This is a genomic window from Prescottella agglutinans (assembly GCF_004011865.1).
Taxonomy (GTDB): domain Bacteria; phylum Actinomycetota; class Actinomycetes; order Mycobacteriales; family Mycobacteriaceae; genus Prescottella; species Prescottella agglutinans.
This window is the reverse complement of the sequence record NZ_RKLP01000004.1, coordinates 56,356-76,332: the sequence shown is the minus strand read 5'-3', so window position 1 is coordinate 76,332 and position 19,977 is coordinate 56,356. Positions and strand designations below refer to the sequence as shown.

Sequence of the window (19,977 nt, the reverse complement as noted above, 5' to 3'; positions counted from 1 at the left end):
CAGGCGCCAGCCAGGAGGCGATGACCCATCGCCAGATTCTCGAGGTCCTCGCGGGCCTCATCGCGGCACTGTTCACGGCGCTGCTCAGCACGACGATCGTCTCGACGGCGCTGCCGACGATCATCGGTGACCTGAAGGGCACCCAGACTCAGTTCGCGTGGGTGATCACGACGGCCCTGCTCGCGAACGCGGCGTCGACCCCGATCTGGGGCAAGCTCGCCGACCTGTTCAACAAGAAGGTGCTCGTCCAGTCGGCCATCGTCATCTTCGTCGTGGGTTCGGTCATCGCCGGTTTCGCCCACAACGTCCCGGTCCTGCTCGCGGCGCGTGTCGTGCAGGGCATCGGCATGGGTGGCCTGACCGCCCTCGTCGTCGCGATCATCGGCAGCATCATTCCGCCGCGCGACCGCGGTCGATACTCCGGCTACATGGGTGCCGCGATGGCGGTGTCGATGTCGGGCGGTCCGATCCTCGGCGGTGTGATCGTCGACAGCCCCCTCGGGTGGCGCTGGTGCTTCTTCGTGTGCGTCCCGTTGGCCGTCATCGCGCTGTTCCTGCTGCAGCGCACGCTGCACATCGCGACCGAGCGCAAGGGCGACGTCTCCATCGACTGGTGGGGTGCGATCCTGCTGACAGCCGGCGTCAGCGTCCTGCTGATCTGGGTGTCGTTCGCGGGCAAGGCCGACTACTACCCCTGGATCTCCAAGGAATCGGCGATCTACGTCGGTGTCGGCGTGCTCCTGCTGATCGCGACCGTGATCGTCGAGTCCAAGGTCAAGGCGCCGATCATTCCGCTGAACATCATCACCGAGAAGACCACCGGCATCGCGATCATCGCGTCGGTCGCCGTCGGTGTCGGCATGTTCGGCGCCACGACGTTCCTCGGCCAGTACTTCCAGACCGCTCGTGGGTACAGCCCGACGATCGCCGGTGTCCTGACCATCCCGATGGTCGTCGGCATGCTGATCTCGTCGGTGGTCTCGGGCCAGCTGATCTCGCGCTTCGGCAAGTGGAAGCCGTTCATCGTCGGTGGCGCGGTGCTGCTGGTCGTCGGCTTCGCGCTGCTGGGCACGATCGATCACGCGACCAGCCTGTGGTTGATCGGCGTCTACATCGCGATCGTCGGCGTCGGTGTCGGCAGCCTGATGCAGAACCTGGTGCTCGCGGTCCAGAACACGGTGAGCGTGAACAATATCGGCGCGGCGAGCAGTTCGGTGGCGTTCTTCCGGACCTTCGGTGGTGCCATCGGCGTGTCGGTCCTCGGCTCGGTGCTGGCGACCCGGGTGGCGACCCTGTCGACGGACGGGTTCGCGAAACTCGGCATCGACGCGCATTCGTCCGCGGGCGGCGGCAGCCTGGATCTGAACGCGCTGCCTGCCCCCATCGCGGAGGTCATCCGGACGGCGTATGGCGACGCGACGGGTCTGCTGTTCGCGATTGCCGCGGGCGTCGCACTGATCACGCTGGTGTGCGTGATCCTGGTGCCCAACACCCCGCTGCGGAAGACTATCGACATCCAGAAGCCCGCCGAGGACGGCGAGCAGGCGGAGGCAGCAGTGGAGGACGTCAAGGCGTAACGGACACCCCGAGGGTCGGTCCGAGACGATCAGTGGCCCGCAACCGTTCATCGGTTGCGGGCCACTGATCTTCGTCGAGGCTAGGTCTTGCGGTTGTAGAGCCGCATGGTCAGCGGGCCGAAGATGACGATGAATCCGGCGCACCAGATCAGCACGCCCGACATCTGGCCGAACTCGAACGAGCCTTCGCACAGTGCTCGCAGAGTCGTGACGAGGTGGCTGATCGGGTTGACCTCGACGAACGCCTGCAGCCAGCCGGGCATCGTCGACGGGTCGACGAAGATGTTGCTGGCGAACGTGAGCGGGAACAGGATGAACATCGACACGCCCATGACGGCCTGTTCGGTCCGCATCAGCATCGCGAACATCGTCCACACCCACGACAGACTGAACGAGAACAACAGCAACAGCAGGACCGACAGCACCACACCGACCACGCCGCCCGCCGGCCGGAATCCGAGGATCAGGCCGAGGATGAGCACGATCACCGATGCGATCGTGTACCGCACGATGTCGCCGAACAGCGCGCCGACGAGCGGGGACGGCCGCCAGATCGGCAGCGAGCGGAACCGGTCGAACACGCCCTTCTCGATGTCCTTGTTCAGCGTCAGACCGGTGTACATCGTGATCATGACCACGGTCTGCACGAGGATGCCCGGGATGAGGAACTGGACGTAGGCGCCGGTCGAGCCGGCGAGGGCGCCGCCGAACAGGAACGTGAACATCAGCGTGAACATGATCGGGAACATCGTCACGTCGAACAACTGCTCCGGAACGTGCTTGATCTTGAGCAGGGCCCGCCACCCGAACGACATCGACGTCGACAGGGCGTTCGGACGTGCGGGGCGCGGGCCGGGCATCTGCAGGACGTTGCCGACCGCCTGCGCCGAGGTGGTGATGGTGTCGGTCATGACGCGGTCTCCTCGAAGGTGTCGGAGTCTGCGGAAGTCTCGGCGCTGTGCCCGGTGAGGGCGAGGAACACCTCGTCGAGGCTGGGTTGGCCGAGGGCGAACGTCGTGACGGCGAGGTTCTCGTCGTCGAGGGCGGCCAGCGCCCGCGCCACCCGCTGCGGGTCGTCGATGCGCGCGGTCAGCGCGGCCGGGTCCGATTCGAGCGTGACCGGAACACCGAGCACGGGTTCGAGGACCGCGGCTGCGTCCTGGCGCCGTGACGGTTCCGCCACCCGGACATGCAGCGCCCCCGAGCCCACGGACGCCTTGAGTTCGCCGGTCGTGCCCTCCGCGATGACCTTGCCGTGGTCGATCACGGCGATCCGGTCGGCCAACTGGTCGGCCTCGTCGAGGTACTGGGTGGTGAGCAGGACGGTGGTGCCGCCGGCGACGAGGGCCCGGACGATCTCCCACACCTGGTTGCGGCTGCGCGGGTCGAGTCCCGTGGTCGGCTCGTCGAGGAAGATCAACTCGGGTGTCACGATGATGCTCGCGGCGATGTCGATGCGCCGTCGCATGCCGCCCGAGTAGGTCTTGACCTGGCGACCTCCGGCCTCTTCGAGTCCGAAGGCGTCGAGCAACTGTTCGCACCGGGACCGGGCCGCGGCCCGCGAGTACCCGTACAGCCGCCCGAGCAGGATCAGGTTCTCGGTGCCGGTCAGGTCCTCGTCGAGGGACGCGAACTGCCCGGTCAGCGACACCTTGCTGCGGACGGTCTCGGCTTCGGCGGTGACGTCGTGGCCGAGGACACGCGCGGATCCGCCGTCGATCGGGAGCAGTGTCGCGAGCATCCGGATCGTGGTCGTCTTGCCGGCACCGTTGGGGCCGAGGACGCCGTACACGCCGCCGGACGGCACCGCCAGGTCGACGCCGGCGACTGCGGTGTTCGAGCCGAAGCGCTTGATCAATCCGGTGGTTTCGATGGCCAGTGCGCTGTCAGGTTTCATCTGGTCCCTGTCGTCTGGTGTGAATGATGTCGCAACTAGACCGTCTCAGCCTGAAGGATCGGCGGAGGCCGCGCAATCGGTTTTCGTTCCTCCCGGGGAGCGTCTTCCCCAACCCAGGGGCGGTTGCGCGCGCCGCCGTCAGAGGCGTCCGTGCTGTTCGAACGTGCGGAGCAGCATCTCGAGTTGTCCGTACGCCGCCATCGCCAGGCGTTCGAGCAGGGCCGACTTGATCTCGGGGGCGGCGGAGGTGAGCCGGGCGAAACCGTCCGGGGGAAGCACGGCCAGGGTGACCGTCGTGTCGGCGCGCACGTCGTTGAGGAACGACGAATCGAGCAGGGTGGGCATCTCGCCGAAGGTCATCCCGGCCGACAGCGTCGTGATGCGGTGGATCGTGCCGTCGGCGGACGTCACGGCGGTGCTCGCGCGACCCGACAGGATGAGGAAGATGCCGGCGGCGGGGGCGCCGCGCCGGGCGATCGTCTCGCCACGCGCGACGGTCCGCTTCTCGAGTTCGTCGGTGAAGCGCTCGAACTGCTCCGGCGTGAGATCCGCCAACAGCGGGTGCTGATCCAGTTCGACGGACTCTGGTTGCCGCCCGAGCGCGCAGTGCCGGGCCAGCAGGACCTCTTCGCACCACGCAGTCGCCGCGTCCGGATCGGCGAACACCCGGCCGTGCGGATCGTCGGGCGTCAGGCTGGACGTCGTGTGGCCGAAGAGCCCCTTCGGGTCCACGAGCGCCGTCCGGCAGCCGTGCCGGGCCAGGTCGGCCCGCAGCGCCTCGATCATCCGCTGTGCGACGGCGCTGACCTCGTCCACGCGGCGGACGTCGACGACGACGGCCTCGAGGTCGTCGCGGGCGCCGTCGACCTCCCGGACGGCGGTCTCGGCGCCGGTGAACAGCAGGTCGCCGTGCAGTTCGTAGATGCGGCCGCGGTCGCCGATCCGGTCGAGGGCGGCCCGCTCGGCGTCGGTGCGGCGGGTCCGGGAGGGCGCCGATCCGATGCTGTAGCGGGCGCGGATCGACGACCGCGCGGCGCGGGTGACGTGCAGGAAGTGCAGCTCCAGATCGCGGGAGAGCTCCCGACAGGCTCGCACGCCGCGGACGCTGTTGCCGTGTCGGTCCAGGCGCGGCGAGTAGACGGCGATCCCCAGCTGTCCGGGCAGGACGGCCAGCACGCCGCCGCCGACGCCGCTCTTGGCGGGCATGCCCACCTCGGTGACCCATTCGCCGGCGGCGTCGTACATCCCGCACGTGGTCATGACGCTGAGGACGCGTTCGACGAGGGCCGGGTCGAGCACGCGGTCCCGGGTGAGGGGATTGATGCCGTTGTTCGCGAGCGTCGCCGCCATCAGCGCGAGGTCGCGGCACGTGACCTCGATCGAGCACTGCCGGAAGTAGAGGTCCACGACCTCGTCCGGGTCGTCGGTGATGACACCGAACGAACGCAGCATGTAGCCGATCGCGCGGTTGCGGTGCCCGGTCTTCGCCTCGGAGGTGTACACCGCGTCGTCGAGCGGCAACTGCCGCCCGGCGCAGCGCGAGTACAGCGACCGGATCCGTCCGAATCGTTCGCCCGTGTTCGATCCGGCGACCAGCGACGCGGACGTGATGGCGCCCGCGTTGATCATCGGGTTGCGCGGTCGCTCGGTGTCGGGATCGAGGCTGATCTCGTTGAACGGCTCGCCCGACGGTTCGACGTCGATCTTCTCGGCGACCGCGTCCACTCCGCGATCGGCCAGCGCCAACGCGTACGTGAAGGGCTTGGAGATCGACTGGATGGTGAACGGCACCGCGGTGTCGCCCACCTCGTAGACGTGCCCGTCGCTGGTGGCGACGGCGATTCCGAACCGGTCGGGGTCGACGGCGGCGAGTTCCGGAATGTAGTCGGCGACCGCGCCGCCGTGGTCGCCGCGGACCACGTCGAACACTCGGGTGATGAACTCGTCGACAACGTTGCCCATGGAGCAACAGTAGGATGAGCGGACAGTCTGCGATGTGCAATCGGGCACGCACAGGTGTGCTCGGATCCGATGCCGAGGGGCATCGTGTCCGGTCGCTCCGTAGACTTGTCGGGCTGTCACGTGACAGCCCGTGAATCTGCTGGAGGGAGCGATCTCGTTGGGTGTCCTTGCCCGTATCCAGACGCCTGACGATCTGCGTCAGCTCGATCCTGAGGAAATGAAGGAACTCGCCGCGGAGATCCGCGAGTTCCTGGTGCAGAAGGTGTCCGCCACCGGTGGCCACCTCGGGCCCAACCTCGGTGTCGTCGAACTGACGCTCGCGCTGCACCGGGTGTTCGATTCCCCCTCCGATCCGATCATCTTCGACACCGGTCATCAGGCCTACGTCCACAAGATCCTCACCGGCCGCAAGGACGAGTTCGATTCGCTGCGTAAGCAGGGCGGGCTGTCCGGCTACCCGTCGCGCGCCGAGAGCGAGCACGACTGGGTCGAGTCGTCGCACGCGTCGGCCGCCCTCTCGTATGCCGACGGCATGGCGAAGGCGTTCGAGCTGTCCGGGCAGCGGGGCCGTCACGTCGTGGCCGTCGTCGGCGACGGCGCGCTGACCGGCGGTATGTGCTGGGAGGCGCTCAACAACATCGCCGCAGGCAAGGATCGTTCGGTCGTCATCGTCGTCAACGACAACGGCCGCTCCTACGCACCCACCATCGGCGGCCTGGCCGACCACCTCGCGTCGCTGCGCCTGCAGCCCGGCTACGAGCGGATGCTCGACAGCGGGCGGCGGATGGTCAAGAAGATGCCGTGGGTGGGCCGCGCCGCCTACCAGTTGCTGCACGGGATGAAGGCGGGCCTCAAGGACGCCGTCAGCCCGCAGGTGATGTTCACCGATCTCGGCATCAAGTACCTCGGCCCCGTCGACGGGCACGACGAGGTCGCGATGGAGTCGGCGCTGCGCCGCGCGAGGGCCTTCGGCGGTCCGGTGATCGTGCACGCCGTGACCCGCAAGGGCATGGGGTACGCGCCCGCCGAGAACCACGTCGCCGACCAGATGCACGCGACGGGCGTGATCGACCCGCTCACCGGCATGTCCCGGGGAACGTCCGCGCCGGACTGGACGTCGGTGTTCTCGGCGGAGCTGATCGAGCAGGCCGAGAAGCGGGACGACGTCGTCGCGATCACCGCCGCGATGCCCGGTCCGACCGGGCTGGCCGCGTTCGGGGAACGCTTCCCGGAGCGGATGTTCGACGTCGGCATCGCCGAGCAGCACGCGGTCACGTCGGCCGCAGGTCTCGCGCTCGGCGGCATGCACCCGGTGGTCGCGATCTACTCGACCTTCCTCAACCGTGCGTTCGACCAGTTGCTCATGGACGTGGCGCTGCTGAAGCAGCCGGTCACGATCGTGCTGGACCGCTCGGGCATCACGGGCGTGGACGGCGCGAGCCACAACGGCATGTGGGACCTGTCGCTGCTGGGGATCATCCCGGGCATCCGGGTCGCCGCGCCGCGCGACGCCGCGACGCTGCGCGAGGAGTTGGCGGAGGCCCTCGCGGTCGACGACGGTCCGACGGTGATCCGCTTCCCCAAGGGTGCGGTCGGCGACGACATCCCGGCGACCCGGCGTCTCGACGGCGTCGTGGACGTGCTGCAGATGCCGGAGGGCGATCGCGGTGACGTCCTGTTCGTGGCGGTGGGCTCGTTCGCCGGCGTCGCGATGGAGGCGGCCGAACGGCTCGCCCAGCACGGCATCACCGCGGCGGTCATCGACCCGCGGTGGGTGCTGCCGGTGCCGGAGTCGGTGGTCAAGCTCGCCGACAGCTTCCGGATGGTCGTCACGGTCGAGGACAACGGTCTGCACGGGGGTATCGGTTCGACGGTGTCGGCGGCGCTGCGCGCGGCCGGCGTCGACGTCCCCTGCCGGGATCTCGGTGTGCCGCAACAGTTCCTGGATCACGCGTCGCGCGATCAGATTCATCGTGAACTCGGCCTGACCGCGCAGGACATCACGCGCCAGGTCACCGGCTGGGTCGTGGGGCTGGACCGCGCCGACACCGGCGGCGGCCTCGACAAGGGTCTCGACAAGTCGAATCCGAGCGTCAAGTAGCGGTCTTCTAGCGGAAGGCCGCCTCGAGCGCTTTGACCCCGACCTTGGGGTCGAGCAGCCCGTGGTAGATCGGCGGGATCGGCTTGTCGACGCCGAAGAGCGTGTAGACCGCGTGCATCGCGCCGTGCACCGAGTACTCGACGGTGAACACGACGTCCTCGGGCAGGTGCGTGAACTGTCCGAGGAACGCGAAGTTCTCGGCGCCGTCCGGCACCACCTTCGGGCGGTCCTCGGGGACGCGGCGGCTGAACAGGGCCGACGCGTACGGCATCATCACCGTCGTCACGTCGGTGGTGGCCAGCACCTCGTCGAGCATGTCCTCGAACCCGTACTGGTGGATCAGTTCGGTGAGGATCTCCTTGCCCGTGGCCTGGGACATCTTCTTCTTGACGTAGTCGCCTTCGTTGTCGATGTCGAAGCCGTACCCCCACAGCGTGTAGACGCCCTTGGGCTGCGCGGGGAAGTGGGGTTGGAAGGGGATCACCGTGGACAGGTGCCATCCGGATTCGAACCAGGTGGTCAGCGCGCCGGTCCCGGGTTCGTTGCCCGTGTATTCGGTGATGCGGCGCAGCAGTCCGTCGCCGCGCATCGTGAGGGTGAACGACTCCCACTTGTTCTCGTCGATGTTGCCGTAGAAGGTGTTGGGCCGCCCGAAGTCCGGGGCCTTCCTGGCGATCTCCTCCCACAGCGACCAGCCGTGGTCGACGCGGTCGCGGATCAGGGCGGGCACGTCGTCGTTGCCGCCGTACGTCGAGTCGGAGGTGATGGAGCCGAGGGTGATGAAGGCGTAGTCGTCCTCGCCCAGTTCGATCGTGGAGTGTCCGTCCGCGTCCTCGACGTGCAGTCGCCGTGCCCGCCGGGGCTGCCCGGCCTGCGCGAAGTCGACGTCGACCACGCGGGTTGCGAACCGGACGTCGACACCGCGGGCCCACATCCACCGTTGCAGCGGGACGACCATCGAGTCGTACTGGTTGTACACGGTGCGCCGGACCCCGGACAGGGTGTGGATCCGCGGGAACTCCTGGACGAATCGCAGGAAGTAGCGGCGCAATTCGGCCGCCGAATGCCATTTCTGGAAGGCGAACGTGGTGCGCCACATCTGCCAGAAGTTGGTGGTGAAGAAGTGGTCACCGAACATCTCGTCGATCCGCCGGGCCCCGAGGGCGTGCTCGGGCAGGCCCAGCAACCGCATCATCTCGAGCCGGTCGCGGTGGTCGAGACCCAACTGGGACGCGTCGATGATGTTGTGGCGTGCATCGATCAGTCGCGCCTTGTCGTTCGTCCGGACCCTGGCATTGAAGTCGAGGATCTCCTGGCGGACGCTGATGTCGGGGTTCTCGAGCGACGGGATCGACTCGAACAGGTTCCACGTGCACCGGTAGGCCTCCTCCTCGAGCATGCGCCCGCCGCGGGTGACCCAGCCGTCGGTGACGGCGGGGGAGCGGGCGCCGTCGAGCGAGCCGCCTTCGACGTCGAGTTCCTCGAGGATGTGCACGTTCTCGCCGGGCACCCCGGCATCGCGGATCGCGAAGGCGGCGACGGCCATTCCGGCGATGCCGCCGCCGACGATCCAGAGGTGGGCCTGCTTGGGGTCGACGGTCATGGTGGTCCCTCCCAGGACCAGTGTCGGTCCGGGCGTTCGCGGCGGTCAACCGGTGGCCGGCGGTTTGGCGGGTTCATCCCGAGTGCCGCTGCCCGGCAAGAGCTTTGCGAGCGTGGTCCGGATCATGGCGAAATGGTTGGCCGCAGCAGGTGCCCGTCGTGCAGGATGGGTGGTCGCGAACGATGAGGAGGTCTCGGTGTCGGAGCCGAATACGCGGGTGTCGTCCGAGCTCGTCTCGGACTGCTCGAACTGTTTCGGCCTGTGCTGCGTCGCGCTGCCGTTCGCGGTGTCGAGCGACTTCGCGGTCGACAAGGCCGGCGGGACGCCGTGCCGGAACCTGCTCGCCGACTTCCGCTGCGGGATCCACTCCCAGCTGCGGGAGCGGGGCTTTTCGGGCTGCACGGTGTACGACTGCTTCGGCGCAGGCCAGAAGGTGTCACAGGTGACGTTCGCGGGCCGGGACTGGCGCGGGGCCGCGGACACCGCCCGCGCGATGTTCGACGTCTTCCCGGTGATGCGCCAGCTGCACGAATTGCTTTGGTACCTCGACGAGTCGCTGCGGATCCGCGCCGCGGCGCGCCTGCACGACGACCTGACCCGGTTGCGCGAGGAGACCGCCGCGCTCACGGCCGCCGACGCCGTGGTGCTCGCCGGACTCGACGTCGCCGGGCACCGGGAGCGGGTGAACGCGCTGCTGCTCGAGACCAGCGAACTCGCGCGGGCCGCGGTGCCGGGGCGTCGACGCAATCATCGCGGTGCGGACCTGATGGGCGCGAAGTTGGCCGGCAAGGACCTGCGCGGGGCGAACCTGCGCGGGGCGTGGTTGATCGGCGCGGACCTGCGGAGGGCGGACCTGCGGACCGCGGACCTCATCGGCGCCGATCTGCGCGGCGCCGACGTGCGCGGCGCGGATCTGTCGGACGCGTTGTTCCTCACCCAGTTCCAGGTCAACGCGGCGCGCGGCGACGGCCGCACCCGACTCCCGGCGGTGTTGTCCCGCCCGCCGCACTGGGCGTAGCTCAGCCGGCCTGTTCGAGCGTGCGGCCGCGGGTCTCGGTGACGAAGCGCGTGACCACGACGATCGACAGCAGCGCCATCAGGGCGTAGCCGCCGTAGGTGAGCGAGAGGTTCCAGTCGGCGAGCGACGGGAAGGTGGCCGAGACGAGGAAGTTCGCCACCCAGTTGGCCGCGGTCGCGATGCCGACGGCGGCGGCCCGGACCCGGTTGGGGAACAGTTCGCTGATGAGCACCCAGACCACCGGCCCCCACGACAGCGCGAAGAAGAAGACGAAGGCGTTGGCGGCGATCAGCGCGACGGTGCCGCCCGCGCCGGTCAAGGTCGCGACGGACTCGCCTTCCGCGTTGCGGGTGATCGTTGCCGAATGGAAACAGACGGCGGCCGTTGCCAGCGAGACGGCCATGCCGACCGAGCCGACCAGCAGCAGTGGTTTGCGGCCGATGCGGTCGATCACCGCGATCGCGACGAACGTGCCGACGATGTTGACCAGGGCGCTGACGACGCTGATGAGCAGCGAGCGGTCCTCGCCGAAGCCGACGGCCTGCCACAGCGTGCTCGAGTAGTAGAAGATCACGTTGATGCCGACGAACTGCTGGAGCGCGGCCAGCGCGATGCCGACCCAGACCAGCGCGGCGACTCCGGTGGACTTGGCGAACAGCGCCCGCACCCCCACCCGGGCGCGTTCGGCGCCGAGCGAGGTGCGGATCTCCTCGATCCGGTGCGACACGGCCTGCGGGTCGCCGCCCTCGAGTTCGCCGATGATCGCGCGGGCGTCGTCCTCGCGGCCGCACCGCACCAGGTGCCGCGGGGACTCCGGGATCGTGAACGTCATGACCAGATAGACCACCGCGGGAATCGCCTCGATCGCGAGCATCCACTGCCAGGCCTCGACGCCGAGCAGTTCGCCCCGCCCGCCGCCGGCGGCCGCCGAGATCGCGTAGTTGATCAACTGCGAGACGGCGATGCCGAGCACGATCGCCAACTGGTACATCGACCCGAGCCGGCCGCGGACGGCCGCAGGCGCGATCTCCGCGATGTAGGCGGGCGCGATCACCGACGCGAAACCGACTGCGACACCGCCCAATATGCGCCACAGGGTGAGGTCGACGATGCCGAACGGGAACGCCGAACCCAGGGCGCCGACGACGAAGAGCACCGCCGCGATCTGCATGACCCGGATCCGGCCGAGTCGGTCGGCGATGCTGCCCGCGACCCACGCTCCGAGGGCGGCACCGAGCAGCGTCAGCGACACCGACAGCCCGGTCGCACCGGCGCCGATGTCGTAGCGGTCGCGGATCGCGTTCACGGCGCCGTTGATGACGGCGGTGTCGTAGCCGAACAGGAAGCCGCCCAGTGCTGCTGCGGCCGAGAACATCACGGCCCGGACGATCGAGGCCTGCGCCGTCGCGGGCCGGTCGCCGGAGTCGGTGTCGGTCATCGTGCGCCCTCCTGTCGGAACGACGTCTGCATCCGGGACGCTACGCCGAATCCACCGGTTCGGGCGGGATGGGACCGGGTAGTACTATTGCGCCGTTTCCGGGGGATGGAACGAGGGGGAGTTCGGTGGGTGGGGGCTGCGCGGATCTCGTTGCGGAGATCGACGCTTTCTATCAAGGCTTCGGGCAGCCGGACGCGCTACTCGAGGCGTTCCGGCAGGCACGGCTGTTGGTGCCGCTGACGGCCGAGAACCGTGTGTGGAGCAGCGAGATCCGCGAGCTCGGTTGGCTTCCCGTGTTCACCAGCGAGCACGAGTTGGCCCGGCACACGCTCGCGCGGGGAGAGCAGACCGCGGCGCGGTACCACGCACTGTTCGGCTGGCGGATCGTCGAGCATGTCCTGCCGAGCTTCGACCGGCCGACCGGGGTGGTCGTCGACGCCGGCGGCAGTCGACCGATGGCCTTTCCGCCCGGTCTCGAGCCGGAGAGATCATGAGCGCGGAACTCGAGGTCGATCCCGCCGTCCTGCAGCAGGCGTCGGCCGGCATCACCGGGATCATCGATTCGCTGTCCGGGCTCGGGATCGGTGAGACGGCCGCAGCCGGTCGCGGGTTCGCGATGCTGGCGCTGTCGCCGATGGAGGCGGGATCGCAGGCCGTCCAGAAGAGTCTCGAGGAGTACGCGGAGCGGTGGTCCTGGGGTGTGCGCCACCTCGTCCGGTCGGCGAACGAGATCGCCGAACTGCTCGATCTCCAGGCCGGGCGCTATCACCTGATGGACCAGCAAGCCTCGGACATGGTCAAGACCGCCTGGACGCACGTCGCGGGCAACCCGCACCTCAGCGAGGAGGAGATCAGCGAGCGTTCGTGGGGCGAGACCTTCGCGGACAACCCGGTCAACAACGTGCTCCATCCCGACTACAGCGGCGAGTCGTTCGACGCGGCGATGGACACGATCCGGACCAACAACGACGTGATCGCGGCGGTCGGCCCGCAGGCGCTGGCCAACGTGTCGCTGGCGGTCGCGGACGTCGTCGGTGTGGACGCTGCGCCCGGGTACCACACCGGCGCCGCCGAGCAGGCGGCGTCGGTCATGAACGACCAGACCTGACCGACGGCCAGGGCTGAGGCAGGGGCGGGGGAGAACTGATGGGCTATGGGTGGGACGACGTCATCGGCGGCCTGGACAAGGTCGGTGAGTTCGTCGAGGACGCGGCCGAAGGGGTGCTGGAAAAGGCCGGCCAGATGGCCGATGCGGGTCTCGACGGCCTGGCGGGTGTCGCCCGCGGCTTGGGCGCGGACGGGGTTGCCGACGTCCTCACGGACCTCGGCGATCGGGTTGCGAGCAGCACCGGGGGTGCGGTCGACGAGCTCGAACTCGGCCAGACCACCGATCCGCGGGAACTGATCCGTGGCGACGCCGGTGCGGTCAACGAGGCCGTCACCACGCTGACGGAACTGGGCACGAACATCGGGTCCACCGGGACCTCCCTACGCACGGTCGACGCCGCCGGCTGGACCGGCGACGCGGCTGACGCGTTCCAGGCCGTCTACGACAGACAGCCGGCGCTGTGGCAGGACGCTGCCGATGCGATGGCGTCCGCCGCGCAGTCACTGACCTGGTGGGCGAACACGATCGAGTCGGCGCAGGCGCGCGCGGCCGACGCGATCGCGCGGTGGGAGCAGGCCGAACAGCAGGAGCGGGCGACGAAGGCCGCCTACAACGCGCTCAGCGGCGAGCAGCGTGCGCGGACCCCCGTGGTCGATTCGTGGACGGCGATGTACGCCGATGCGGTGGAGACCCTGCGTGCCGCCCGGGCCGAGCGCGACAACGCCGCGTCGCAGATCGCCGGTCAGTTGGCGGCCCTGACCGAGTCGGCGCCCGAGGAGCCGCCGTTCACGCAGCGGATGGCCGCGAACTTCGGGGACCTGACCGATGTGCTCGAGCACGGCAGCGTCAACTTCACCTCCGGTCTCGTCACCAGCGTCACCGGACTCGTGCAGTTCGTGCGACAGGTCAACCCCGTCGACCCGTACAACCTCAGCCACCCGGCGGAGTACGTCGAAGGACTGAGCGACCTGACGACCGGCCTCGTGGTGGCGGCGGCGGATCCGGGGGCCGTGGTGGACGCGTTCCTCGCCGACGCACGGGCCAACCCGTTCGAGTTCGCGGGAGCGCTCACCGGAGACGCGCTGCTGACGGCGGCGACGGGTGGCGCCGGCGCCGGAGTGGCCGGTGCGCGGACGTCCATGCACGCGGTCGAGATCGCTGCTGATCTGGGGAGCGATCTGCGGACCGTCGATCGCGTGGCGGACACGGCCGGCCACGTCCCGACGCCCGAGGTCCCCCGCGCGGAGGCACCGGGAGCCGACGCCCCGAGAATCGATGCGCCGGACATCGATTCACCGTCGTCGCTACACGGTGCGGACCCGGGCGGCCCGGACCAGTCCACCCCCGCGCACGACCAGGGTCCGACCGGCGCCGGCCACGACCCCGACTTCACCCGTCCGCCCGAGGGCGAGAACCCGAACCCGCAGCATCTCGCCGAATCCGACGCCGGGGCGGCGCGGACCGCGGAGGACAACGGACCGGCGAGCGACCAGACGAGCAACCAGGTCACCGAATGCCAGGACCCGGTCGATGCCGCCACCGGCGAGTTCCTGCTGCCGGAAACCGATCTGACGCTGCCCGGTGTGCTGCCGCTCGTGTTCGGGCGGCGTCATCGCTCGAGCTACGGGTTCGGCCGGTGGTTCGGCCCGAGTTGGTCGGCGACGATCGACATGCGGATCGTGGTCGAGGAATCCGGTGTCACCCTGCTCGCCGAGGACGGCGTGATGGTGGTCTATCCGCACCCGGAGATGGGCGTACCCGTCCGTCCGAGACAGTCGCTGCAGCGCTGGACGCTCGCGCGGACCGAGACCGGCGGCTACGCGGTGTACGACCCGGACCGGTCGCTCACCTGGCACTTCGCCCCCAAACCCGAACTCGGCGGGGTCGATTCGGCGCTGGGCAACATCGCCATCAGCGCAATCACGGACCGGTTCCGCAACCGTATCCGATTCCACTACGGCCCGGACGGTGCGCCGGTCGAGGTGTCCCACTCGGGCGGCTACCGCGTGCTCGTCGACGCCCGCGGCGGGCGGATCGGTGCGCTGTCGGTGATCGACCCGGACTCGGGCGGCGCCGTCGCGGTCCGCCGTTTCGGCTACGACGGTGGGCACCTCACCGCGGTCACCAACGGATTCGGCGGCACGACCCGCTACACGTACGACGCCGAGGGTCGGATGCTGTCGTGGCAGGACGCCAACGGCAACCGGATGGTCAACACGTACGACGCCGACGGACGGGTCGTGGTCCAGAACGGCACCGACGGCATCATGTCCGCCCGCTTCGACTACGCGCCGACGGCCGACGGTTCGGGGTCGGTCACTGTGGTCACCGACTCGCTCGGGGCGCAGACCGCGCACGGGTTCGACAGCGACCTCCGTCAACGAGACCTGATGTCGCCGAACGGCTCTCGAACGCACACGGACTACAACGAGCGCCGCGAACCGCTGCGGGTCACCGGTCCGGACGGGGCCGTCACCCGGTACCGCTACACCGCCGACGGCGACGTCGCGCAGATCACCCGGCCGGACGGGCACTCGGTCACCGTCGACTACGCCGGGCCGCGCAGGCCGGTCGCCGTCCACCAGGTCGACGGCACGGTCGTCCGCCAGGACTGGGATGCCACGGACAACCTGGTGGCCGTCACCGACGCCGGGGGCGCGCGGACCGAGTACAGCTACCACCCGACCGGGGCGGTGTCCTCGATCACCGAGCCGACCGGCGCCCGCACCCTCGTGGAGTGTGACGACGCCGGGCTGCCCGTCGCCGTCACCGACCCGATGGGAGCGACGACGCGGATCACGCGCGACGCGTTCGGGCGGGCCGCCTCGGTGACCGACGCGACGGGCGCGGTGACGCGACTGCGGTGGTCGCCCGACGGGAAGCTCGTCGAGCGAACGCACCCGGACGTCGCCGTCGAGTCGTGGGACTACGACGGCGAGGGAAACCTCCTGCGGCACACCGATCCCGTGGGCGCCGTCACGTCGTACACGTACGGATCCTTCGATCTGGTGGCCTCGCGGATCGACCCGGACGGCTCGCTCACCGCGTACGCGTGGGACACCGAGCGGCGCCTGACGGCGGTCACCAACCCGCTGGGCCAGACCTGGTCGTACGAGTACGACGCGGACGGGCGTCTGGTGGCCGAATCCGATTTCAACGGTGCCCGAACCACCTACACGCACGACGCCGCGGGTCGCATCGCGACGGTGACATCCGCGACCGGCGTGACGCGCCACCACTCGCACGACATCCTGGGCCGCCTGCTCGACGTCACCGCCGACAGCGGCGAGTTCCGCCGCTACACCCACGATCTGGTCGGACGGACGCTGTCGGCGGTCAGCGGCGTCGGCGGGGATCCGGTCCACACGGTCGAGTTCGAGTACACGGCGGCGGGGCAGCTCGCGCGGCAGACCGTCGACGGAGCGGGCGAACTGCGCTTCGACCACGATCCGTTCGGGCGACGCGTCGAGCGCCGTTCGCACACCGGCGGTGTCACCGGGTGGCGCTGGAACGCGGCGGGCCGCGTCGCCTCGGTGGCGGTCGACGGGCACTCGATCGGTCTCACCTACGACGCGCGCGGCGCGGTCACCGGGTGGAGGGCGGGAGAGGTGGGGATCACCCGCCGCCACGACTCGCGCGGCCGGCTCACCATGCAGGAGGCTGTGGCGCATCCGGCGTCGTCGCTGAGTTTGAGTTTCGATTCCGGCCCGGCCGCCGCTTCGCGGGTGCTGCGGTCCGACGTGTTCGACTACCGGCCGGACGGCTATCTCGTCGAGCAGACGACGACCACCGACCGAATGCTGCGCCGGCAGTTCGAACTGGATGCGGCGGGCCGCATCACGTCGGTGGTCGACGACGGCACCGCGGTGGAGCGGTACTCGTACGACGCGTTGAGCAACATCGTGACGCAGACCGCGACGGCGATTGCCGACGACGCAGGTCGGCGTGAGTACCGTGGAACGCTGCTGGTCCGGGACGGGCGCACTCAGTTCCACTACGACGACGCCGGCAGACTGATCCGCAAGGTCACGACCAGGCTGTCGCGGAAGCCGGACGTCTGGCAGTACCGGTACGACGCGTTCGACCAGATGGTCGAGGTGTCGACGCCGGACGGGACGCAGTGGCGGTATAGCTACGACGCCCTGGGCCGGCGCACCGCCAAGTCCCGTCTCGCCGTGGACGGGTCGGTGGCGGAACGGACCGTGTTCACCTGGGATGCAACGACGTTGGTGGAGCAGTCCACGTCTGACCGCGTCACCCGGTGGACCTATCAACCGGGAACGCACGCGCCGCTGACCCAGGCCTCGGTGCCGACGGTGGACCTGGCGGATCAGGCCTCCGTGGACGCCGAGTTCTACGCGATCGTCACCGACCTGGTCGGCACGCCGACCGAACTGGTCGACCCGGGGACCGCCGACGTCGCGGGGTGGTCGGCGATGTCGTTGTGGGGGAGCACGTCCTGGACCGGCGCGGCCGACACCCCGATCCGGTTCCCCGGCCAGTACTTCGACGACGAGACCGGCCTGCACTACAACCTGCACCGCTACTACGACCCCGTCACCGCGCGCTACGCGACCATCGACCCGCTGGGACTCGCGCCGTCGCCGAACCCGAACAGCTACCCGCACAACCCGACGGTGTGGTCGGATCCGCTGGGATTGAAGCCATGCGGCGACAATCGGGAATTCTCAGATCGGGAGCTTGCGCGGGACGCCGCCTTTGACCGAGCTGGAATCCCAAGAGGCACTCCACCCGATGCGAGTTGGGAGGTTGGCGGCGATATGCATCGCAGGGGCCTTCCTGGCTATCGATACTCGAATGATCCGGGGGGATGGGGGCACTATATGCAGTTTGAAACTGACGATGGATCCCGGGTAGTTGTTGAACACGTTTCCGACCCGCGGCAGGGGCCGCACTTCCATGCTGGGCTTCCGAAAGGCGATCCAAGCACTTCTGCCGTCAACTTCGGATGGGATACGACCTCGCCGCATGAGCGGTATCGTCCTGTGGATGGACGACATCACTTCTACTATCCAGTCGAATGATCGGAGACGCAATGGCTGACGAATCGGCGACGAGAATACATGGCGCCGGGTTGGAGATACTGGGACGCGCACCATCGGCCGGAGATATTCTTCCGGTCAGTGCGTGGAAGGCGGTGATAGATGGTGATGTGAAGCCGGACCTCGTTGTAGATTACGCGGCCGAAGGGTATCTGGACTCTGTGAATCAGAATTGGAGAGAAGTCGCAACTCGCTGCGGACTCTTCGATGCTGACGAGTCCTTCCTTCTCAGCACATCCGGCCCGGGCGCACTGGAAAACCCGTGGTATCGTGTGCGGATTTCTGGGGACCTCCAGTTGGCGCAAGAATTGGCGCCGCACGATGGAGAGCCGGAATTTGTCGCTGCGGCATTGACTGGGTACCCGATTATTGGAGTTACCTCTGAGGAGTATGGGGTGTGGATAATAGTTCTCGAAGAGTGAACTATTTGGCCGACCATTTGGTGCAAATCCGGGCGGTAAGGCGAAATTGATTAGGGGTTCCGGTGAAATCTCGACGAATTCTGTTCGCAATTCGATTCCTGAGGTAGAACCGCATCCCGCCGGCGATCGACCAGTTCCGGAACAGTGATGGAAGGATCGTTGGATGAACTGGGTGGAACTTCTCCTGAATCCGGTGGTGATCCGGTCAATATACGGTGACAAGATTCCGTCCCTCTCTGGGGTGGAAATTCACGAGTTCCGACTACGCCGGGACGGTTCCGACGTGGAGGTCCGCTTCGATCTGAGTGAGTTCCCGGAGGATCCGCCGGAGAAGTGGAAAACCTGGGTGAATACAATTCAGGTGGAACTCGCGATCGTTGGGGTCGAGAGTTTGTCGATCAGAGAATGGAAGACCACCATGATCGCCGACCTGTCGATCGATAGTATTGGTGACGACCTTTTGAGGTTTCGGTCGAATCCTGTTCCGGACTGCACGATTCTCGCGCGCTGGATACGGGTGGCCAAGATCAGTGCCTATCACGACAGCAGACGGTCCGCCACACCTCTCGAGGGCCGGTGAATGAGGCTGTGTTCAGGATATTCGACCTGCCTAGGGTGGAGGATATTCCGTCCGAGCTGATCGCGGTCGAGGAAGTCCGCGATCTTCCAGGTGGTGTCTCGATTTCGTGGGTAGGTCTTGGCGCAACCTTCCAACTTGTGGCGGATCCGCTTCTGCGTTCCGTCTCGATCAAGCTCGACCGGGAGGGCGAGTGCATTCGGATCTACCGGGAGGGCGCGATCTCGCTTCGAGTCCGTGACGAAGGTTGCAATGTCGGAATGGTGATCGAGTTCAGATCGGGAAACCAGGTTGGAGATATTCGGGTGGTCTTGGGCGATCGCGTGGAGATCATGGAGTCGGCACTGTTCGCATAGGGAGAGTGACTTCCGCTATTTCTTTGAATCCGTGAAGATGCCCAGTTGGATGTCGAGGCCGGTGCGTTGATGTATCTGAGGCTCTCTGCGGACTACATGAACCCCGTCGTCACCGTGGTCGGGTCAGGTCCGACCAGTACCGTCTCGCTGGGCGTCTCCGATGCTCTTACTCGGGATCTGGAAGCCTGGAACGGTCGGTATCAGTCGATCATCCAGTTGTCCGCCGAGGCCAGGCGCGATCCCGATTCGGTGGCTGCGATCCAGCGGTTGGACCGGGAGGGGAGAATCCTCGCCTCCAAGATCGCTGAAGGGGTGTCGGGTGGATCCAAAGTCGAGTATTACAGCGAAGGACTGTTCAGGTTGATTTCCTGATCGTGGCTGTATCGGCCGGCTTGAATTGGTGATCTACAGGGCGCGCGTCCGCTTCGGGACGCACTTTCGAGGGGCGAGCAGTGATGCAGGTGGCCGTGAAAGCCGGTGGTATCCAAGGCGATCGCATCGAGGTATCCAGTGCCCGGGGTGCCTTCCAGGCCATCTGGATGGGTGACGATCCGATCGCGTCCGGGGCGGTGCTGGACGTGGAGGTGGAGGTGCCGGGTTCGGTTGTCGCGCTCCGGGAGACGGATTCGAACGAGGCCATCTCGATCGAATCCGTCGGCGGGCAAACCACGCTCGTCGGCAAGGCTGTGGACACTACGGCTGACGGGGTCCTGATCCTGGACCTGCATCCCGGGATCGTGATGGTCGAACTCGCGAACCCGCACGATGCAGGTGTCGCACGAGAGTCGATTCGCGTGGTCGGTGGCTGTGCTCGGGTGTACCCGACAGAGATCTAGAAGAGAGCAACGGCGATCA

16 protein-coding genes are annotated in these 19,977 nt (G+C 67.9%); 11 read left to right on the top strand and 5 right to left on the bottom strand.

The genetic code is table 11. The features are described from left to right. Nucleotides 1-20: 20 nt before the first annotated feature. Nucleotides 21-1,577 carry an MDR family MFS transporter gene (locus tag EGT67_RS09250; RefSeq protein WP_127916056.1) on the top strand — a complete coding sequence of 519 codons (1,557 nt, stop codon included), beginning with the start codon at nt 21-23 and terminating at the stop codon, nt 1,575-1,577. An 80-nt stretch (nt 1,578-1,657) separates the two neighbouring features. On the opposite strand, the gene EGT67_RS09245 is transcribed toward EGT67_RS09250, so the two are convergent. From EGT67_RS09245 to glsA, 3 genes are all read right to left on the bottom strand, one after another. Beyond that, nucleotides 1,658-2,488 carry an ABC transporter permease gene (locus tag EGT67_RS09245; RefSeq protein ID WP_127915779.1) on the bottom strand — a complete coding sequence of 277 codons (831 nt, stop codon included), beginning with the start codon at nt 2,486-2,488 and terminating at the stop codon, nt 1,658-1,660. After that, nucleotides 2,485-3,474, bottom strand: coding sequence for an ATP-binding cassette domain-containing protein (locus EGT67_RS09240; protein WP_127915778.1), 990 nt, complete (start codon nt 3,472-3,474; stop codon nt 2,485-2,487). The genes EGT67_RS09245 and EGT67_RS09240 overlap by 4 nt, the downstream gene beginning before the upstream one ends. 138 nt (nt 3,475-3,612) lie before the next feature. Next, nucleotides 3,613-5,436, bottom strand: a complete 1,824-nt coding sequence (gene glsA / locus EGT67_RS09235; protein WP_127915777.1) for a glutaminase A — start codon at nt 5,434-5,436, stop codon at nt 3,613-3,615. A gap of 157 nt (nt 5,437-5,593) precedes the next feature. Here glsA and dxs point away from each other — a divergent pair, with 157 nt between their 5' ends. Beyond that, nucleotides 5,594-7,537 (top strand): 1-deoxy-D-xylulose-5-phosphate synthase, encoded by a 1,944-nt coding sequence (dxs, locus tag EGT67_RS09230; protein WP_127916055.1) that lies wholly within the window; start codon nt 5,594-5,596, stop codon nt 7,535-7,537. 7 nt (nt 7,538-7,544) lie between these two features. On the opposite strand, the gene EGT67_RS09225 is transcribed toward dxs, so the two are convergent. Next, complete coding sequence (locus tag EGT67_RS09225) at nt 7,545-9,140, bottom strand: oleate hydratase (protein ID WP_127915776.1); 1,596 nt, start codon at nt 9,138-9,140, stop codon at nt 7,545-7,547. A gap of 196 nt (nt 9,141-9,336) precedes the next feature. Here EGT67_RS09225 and EGT67_RS09220 point away from each other — a divergent pair, with 196 nt between their 5' ends. Then, the gene (locus tag EGT67_RS09220; RefSeq protein WP_241565956.1) at nt 9,337-10,158 is read left to right on the top strand and encodes a pentapeptide repeat-containing protein; all 822 of its coding nucleotides are present in this window, start codon (nt 9,337-9,339) and stop codon (nt 10,156-10,158) included. Nucleotide 10,159: 1 nt separating this feature from the next. On the opposite strand, the gene EGT67_RS09215 is transcribed toward EGT67_RS09220, so the two are convergent. Continuing rightward, nucleotides 10,160-11,596 (bottom strand): sugar porter family MFS transporter, encoded by a 1,437-nt coding sequence (locus tag EGT67_RS09215; RefSeq protein ID WP_127915774.1) that lies wholly within the window; start codon nt 11,594-11,596, stop codon nt 10,160-10,162. A gap of 125 nt (nt 11,597-11,721) precedes the next feature. On the opposite strand from EGT67_RS09215, the gene EGT67_RS09210 reads away from it, so the two are divergent. From EGT67_RS09210 to EGT67_RS09175, 8 genes are all read left to right on the top strand, one after another. After that, nucleotides 11,722-12,090, top strand: coding sequence for an SseB family protein (locus tag EGT67_RS09210; protein ID WP_241565955.1), 369 nt, complete (start codon nt 11,722-11,724; stop codon nt 12,088-12,090). Continuing rightward, a complete protein-coding gene (locus EGT67_RS09205) occupies nt 12,087-12,704 on the top strand; it encodes a hypothetical protein (protein ID WP_127915772.1) in 618 nt (205 codons plus the stop codon). The genes EGT67_RS09210 and EGT67_RS09205 overlap by 4 nt, the downstream gene beginning before the upstream one ends. A 38-nt stretch (nt 12,705-12,742) precedes the next feature. Next, a complete protein-coding gene (locus EGT67_RS09200; protein WP_127915771.1) occupies nt 12,743-17,749 on the top strand; it encodes a putative T7SS-secreted protein in 5,007 nt (1,668 codons plus the stop codon). Continuing rightward, on the top strand, nt 17,746-18,189 hold the full coding sequence (locus tag EGT67_RS09195; protein WP_127915770.1) for a hypothetical protein: 444 nt from the start codon (nt 17,746-17,748) through the stop codon (nt 18,187-18,189). Before EGT67_RS09200 ends, EGT67_RS09195 begins: the two co-directional genes overlap by 4 nt. Nucleotides 18,190-18,352: 163 nt before the next feature. After that, on the top strand, nt 18,353-18,769 hold the full coding sequence (locus tag EGT67_RS09190; protein ID WP_127915769.1) for an Imm50 family immunity protein: 417 nt from the start codon (nt 18,353-18,355) through the stop codon (nt 18,767-18,769). Further along, on the top strand, nt 18,766-19,122 hold the full coding sequence (locus EGT67_RS09185; RefSeq protein ID WP_127915768.1) for a hypothetical protein: 357 nt from the start codon (nt 18,766-18,768) through the stop codon (nt 19,120-19,122). The genes EGT67_RS09190 and EGT67_RS09185 overlap by 4 nt, the downstream gene beginning before the upstream one ends. Nucleotides 19,123-19,167: 45 nt before the next feature. After that, complete coding sequence (locus tag EGT67_RS09180) at nt 19,168-19,494, top strand: hypothetical protein (RefSeq protein ID WP_127915767.1); 327 nt, start codon at nt 19,168-19,170, stop codon at nt 19,492-19,494. A 167-nt stretch (nt 19,495-19,661) separates the two neighbouring features. Beyond that, nucleotides 19,662-19,958, top strand: a complete 297-nt coding sequence (locus EGT67_RS09175) for a hypothetical protein (RefSeq protein ID WP_127915766.1) — start codon at nt 19,662-19,664, stop codon at nt 19,956-19,958. The last annotated feature ends 19 nt before the right edge of the window (nt 19,959-19,977 follow it).

What these genes read in the sequence shown, in the direction of transcription:
- EGT67_RS09250 (WP_127916056.1), top strand. Translation starts at nt 21, where the DNA reads ATGACCCATCGCCAGATTCTCGAGGTCCTCGCGGGCCTCATCGCGGCA.
- EGT67_RS09245 (WP_127915779.1), bottom strand. Translation starts at nt 2,488, where the DNA reads ATGACCGACACCATCACCACCTCGGCGCAGGCGGTCGGCAACGTCCTG.
- EGT67_RS09240 (WP_127915778.1), bottom strand. Translation starts at nt 3,474, where the DNA reads ATGAAACCTGACAGCGCACTGGCCATCGAAACCACCGGATTGATCAAG.
- glsA (WP_127915777.1), bottom strand. Translation starts at nt 5,436, where the DNA reads ATGGGCAACGTTGTCGACGAGTTCATCACCCGAGTGTTCGACGTGGTC.
- EGT67_RS09225 (WP_127915776.1), bottom strand. Translation starts at nt 9,140, where the DNA reads ATGACCGTCGACCCCAAGCAGGCCCACCTCTGGATCGTCGGCGGCGGC.
- EGT67_RS09215 (WP_127915774.1), bottom strand. Translation starts at nt 11,596, where the DNA reads ATGACCGACACCGACTCCGGCGACCGGCCCGCGACGGCGCAGGCCTCG.
- EGT67_RS09205 (WP_127915772.1), top strand. Translation starts at nt 12,087, where the DNA reads ATGAGCGCGGAACTCGAGGTCGATCCCGCCGTCCTGCAGCAGGCGTCG.
- EGT67_RS09200 (WP_127915771.1), top strand. Translation starts at nt 12,743, where the DNA reads ATGGGCTATGGGTGGGACGACGTCATCGGCGGCCTGGACAAGGTCGGT.
- EGT67_RS09195 (WP_127915770.1), top strand. Translation starts at nt 17,746, where the DNA reads ATGATCGGAGACGCAATGGCTGACGAATCGGCGACGAGAATACATGGC.
- EGT67_RS09190 (WP_127915769.1), top strand. Translation starts at nt 18,353, where the DNA reads ATGAACTGGGTGGAACTTCTCCTGAATCCGGTGGTGATCCGGTCAATA.
- EGT67_RS09175 (WP_127915766.1), top strand. Translation starts at nt 19,662, where the DNA reads ATGGGTGACGATCCGATCGCGTCCGGGGCGGTGCTGGACGTGGAGGTG.